This is a genomic window from Deinococcus pimensis DSM 21231 (assembly GCF_000519345.1).
Taxonomy (GTDB): domain Bacteria; phylum Deinococcota; class Deinococci; order Deinococcales; family Deinococcaceae; genus Deinococcus_A; species Deinococcus_A pimensis.
In genome coordinates, this window is the sequence record NZ_KI912637.1 from 125,118 (window position 1) to 128,888 (window position 3,771).

3 protein-coding genes, 1 tRNA gene and 1 pseudogene are annotated in these 3,771 nt (G+C 69.8%); 4 read left to right on the forward strand and 1 reads right to left on the reverse strand.

The window, feature by feature from the left end; translation table 11 throughout:
- Window positions 1–384 (forward strand): annotated as a pseudogene (locus DEIPI_RS41320) (acyl-ACP desaturase); the annotation flags it as partial.
- 46 nt (window positions 385–430) lie between these two features.
- Here the strand turns inward: DEIPI_RS41320 and DEIPI_RS0109380 are convergent.
- Window positions 431–907: a hypothetical protein gene (locus tag DEIPI_RS0109380; protein WP_027481617.1), complete on the reverse strand. Its 477-nt coding sequence runs from the start codon at window positions 905–907 to the stop codon at window positions 431–433.
- A gap of 117 nt (window positions 908–1,024) precedes the next feature.
- Between DEIPI_RS0109380 and DEIPI_RS0109385 the strand changes: the two genes are divergently transcribed.
- From DEIPI_RS0109385 to DEIPI_RS39390, 3 genes are all read left to right on the forward strand, one after another.
- Window positions 1,025–1,100 (forward strand) — tRNA-Asp (locus tag DEIPI_RS0109385).
- A gap of 176 nt (window positions 1,101–1,276) precedes the next feature.
- Window positions 1,277–3,181, forward strand: a complete 1,905-nt coding sequence (gene speA / locus DEIPI_RS0109390) for a biosynthetic arginine decarboxylase (protein WP_027481618.1) — start codon at window positions 1,277–1,279, stop codon at window positions 3,179–3,181.
- A gap of 80 nt (window positions 3,182–3,261) precedes the next feature.
- The coding region (locus tag DEIPI_RS39390) for a hypothetical protein (protein WP_045234025.1) at window positions 3,262–3,771 on the forward strand (510 nt) is incomplete at its 3' end.

Genomic DNA, 3,771 nt, shown 5'->3' on the forward strand with positions numbered 1-3,771 from the left:
ATGCCGGCGAGTCAGCTGGTGCCGGACTGGGAGGAGTTCTTCGAGACGGTGTACCGGGCGGGGATCTACGGGCCGCGTGACTTCACGCGGGACGTGGTGCAGGTGGTGTTCCGGAACCTGGGGATCGAGGGGCGCAAGCAGCTGGAGGCGGGGATCAAGGCGACGCGGGAGGTGCCGGACTTCGAGAACGAGGGTCGGGTGCAGACGGCGATCTGGGAGACCTTCGACTACGGGCTGGTGGAGGGGGACGTGAAGCGGCTGCACGTGAAGATCGAGAAGTACGAGCGGGAGGTGGGCTTCGCGGACCTCGACCCGACCGAGTTCATCCAGAACCCCGAAGTGCCCCGCCGGGCCGCCACGCCGGACACCGAAGCGCAGGAGTGACCCTCAGGGAGGGAGGCCGCCCGATGGCCGGGCGGCCTCCTTCGTCTCAGCGCGCGAACTTCAGCAGGTCCGGCTCGTAGCGCAGCACGTACGCGCGCGTCATCACCGCGAAGGACTCCCCCTCGCGGACGAGGAAGGCCCCGTCGAAGGGCCCGCCCTCCACGGCGTCCACCTCGCGCGCGCCGACCGTCCCGAGGCGGCGCAGGCCTTCCGCGTCCAGCAGCCGTTGCGGCGCCTCCTCGCTCGCGGTGACGTCCGCGCGCCACGACACCGCCCGCAGGTCCGTGTCGTACGTGACCCTGAGCTCGCGCGCCTCCACGGGCACCTTCGTCCGCCACGTCGTCGCGCGGCGCAGCCGTTCGGGCAGACGCTCGCGCGTGTCGGCCTGCCGGTCGAGCGTGCCCGCCACGGCCTCCTGCAGGGCGCGCGCCGCATCGGACGGGCGCGAGGAGGCGCAGCCGCCCATCAGGAGCGTGAGGGCGAGGACGACGAGAACGGCGGGGGTCGTGCGGCGCGCGGACATCCACCCAGCCTAGGCGCGCACGCCCGCGCGTGTCGAGGGACAGGGGCCCCCGGCCGCACCGCAGTTGACAGGCGCCGTGACCGCCGCTACTATGGTCTCCGCTGCGAAGCGCCAAGTGGTCCGGTAGTGTAGCGGTTAGCATATCTGCCTGTCACGCAGAAGGTCGCGGGTTCAAATCCCGTCCGGACCGCCACGAGGAAAAGGAAGCAAGGCTTGTGCCTTGCTTCCTTTTCTTTCACGTCCACATGCACTACGCTTTTTCTTCGTGCGCTACAGTGCGCGCTGGGTGACGAGGCCCCGAGTCGGGAGACGCAGCACCCGCTTTCCGAGCGTTCCACACGCATCCCGACCATTGGAGGGCCCCCTCAGTTGAACAGCACCCGATTCACCCCCGCCGACGCCGCCGAACTCTACGGAATCCACAACTGGAGCAGCGGCTATTTTCGTGTCTCCGACAAGGGTGAGGTGGAGGTCACGCCCGGCCCCGGCCTGAACGCCGTCCTGCCCGACATCGTCGACGAGATCGTCGCGCGCGGCGAGTCCCTGCCCGTCATCCTGCGCTTCCCGCAGGTGCTCGCGGGCCGCGTCCGTCAGCTCAACGAGGCCTTCCGCACCGCCATGCGCGAGTACGACTACCAGGGCCGCTACCAGGGCGTCTTCCCGATCAAGGTCAACCAGCGCCGCATGGTCGTCGAGACCATCGCGAGCGCCGGCTACGAATACGCGCACGGCCTGGAGGCGGGCAGCAAGGCCGAGCTGGCCCTGTGCCTCGCGCAGAACCTCCACCCGGACGCGCTGCTGTGCTGCAACGGCTTCAAGGACGACGGCTTCATCAAGCTGGCCCTGTGGGGCCGCAGCCTCGGCAAGAACGTCGTCATCACGCTGGAGAAGTTCAGCGAGCTCGAACGCGTCCTCAAGGTGGCGCGTCAGCTCGGCATCCGCCCCGCCATCGGCGTGCGCTTCAAGCTCAACGCGCGCGGCAGCGGCCAGTGGGAGGAGTCCGGCGGCGACCAGGCGAAGTTCGGCCTCAACGCGGGCGAACTGCTGCAGGTCGTGGAGCGCCTCCGGCAGGAGGACATGCTCGACGCCCTCGTGATGCTGCACACCCACATCGGCAGCCAGATCACCGACATCCGCCGCATCAAGGTCGCGGTGCGCGAGGCGACGCAGGTGTACTCCGACCTCGTCGACGAGGGCGCGCAGGTGAAGTACCTCAACGTCGGCGGCGGTCTCGGCGTGGACTACGACGGCTCGAAGACCACCTTCTACGCCAGCGCGAACTACACCCTCGCGGAGTACGCCGCCGACGTGGTGTACACCGTGCAGGAGGTCTGCAAGTCCAACGAGGTGCGTCAGCCCACCATCGTCAGCGAGTCCGGCCGCGCCCTGACCGCGCACCACGCGGTGCTCGTCGTGCCCGTCATCGACGTGACGGGTCCCACGCGCGGCCTGCAGAGCATCCCCGAGGCCGCCGAGGACCAGCACCAGATCGTCAAGGACCTCGAGGAGATCCTCGCGAACATCAACACCCGCAACTACCGCGAGATGTACAACGACGCGGTCGGCGACAAGGAGACGCTCCACAACCTCTTCAACCTCGGCTACCTCACCCTGCGCGACCGTGCGCGCGGCGAGGCGCTGTTCAACGCGATCCTGCAGAAGCTCGCGAAGCTCGTCGCGGGTCTCGCGTACGTCCCGGACGAACTCGAGGACCTGCCGAAGGTGCTGGCCGACAAGTACATCTGCAACTTCAGCCTGTTCCAGAGCCTGCCGGACAACTGGGCCATCCAGGCGCTCTTCCCGGTCACTCCGCTCGACCGCCTCGACGAGCGGCCCACGCGGCAGGGGACGCTCGTGGACATCACCTGCGACTCGGACGGAAAGATCGAGAAGTTCATCGACCTGCGCGACGTGAAGGCCACGCTGCCCCTGCACGACCCCGGCACGCGCCCCTACTACCTCGGGATCTTCCTAATGGGCGCCTACCAGGACGTGCTGGGCAGCGCGCACAACCTCTTCGGCAAGGTCAACGAGGCGCACGTCACGGCCCGCCCGGGCGGCAAGCACCTCGTGGAGCTCTTCGTGCGCGGCCAGAAGGCGCGCCGTCTGATCGAGTCGATGGGTTACGAGGAGGACATGCTGCGCGGCAGCATCCGCGCGCAGGTGGACCGCGCCCGCGCCGCCGGACGCCTCGACGACACGCAGACCGTCGAGCTCGAAGAGGACTACGGCGAGGAACTTCTCGGCTACACGTACCTGGAGTACGAGGAGTGACGAGAATCCGCCTGAAGCGGACGCGGGCGGGCGGCGAGCCCGCCCGCTTCGTGCCCGCGCCCGCCGCGCCCACCTTCACGATCGAGAAGGTCGTGGCAGGCGGTCTGGGCCTCGCGCGCGGCGAGGGCGGCGTCGTGCTCGTGGAGGGCGCCCTGCCGGGCGAGGTCGTCACGGCGGACGTCAGGGAGGCGCGCGGCGTGCGGCGCGGCGTCCTTCGGGACGTCCTGACGCGCAGTCCCGACCGGGTGGACGCGCCGGGCCTGCCCACCACGGACCTCGCGCACGCCGCGTACCCGGCGCAGCTCACCTACAAGCGGGGCTTCGTCGTGGAGGCCCTCGCGCGCATCGCGAAGCTGGACGCGGAGGTGGGGGAGACCGTGCCGAGCCCGCGCGAGTGGGCGTACCGCTCCACCGTGCAGTACCTCGTGCGCGGCGACCGCCTCGCGTACCGCGAGCGTCACGGGCACGCGCCCGTTCCCGTGGACCGCGATCCGCTCGCCCTGGAGGCCGTCACCGGGCTCCTCGGGCGGCTCGACGTGTGGTCCCTGGACCCCGCGCGCGAGGTGGTGCTGCGCGCCAGCCTCCTCACG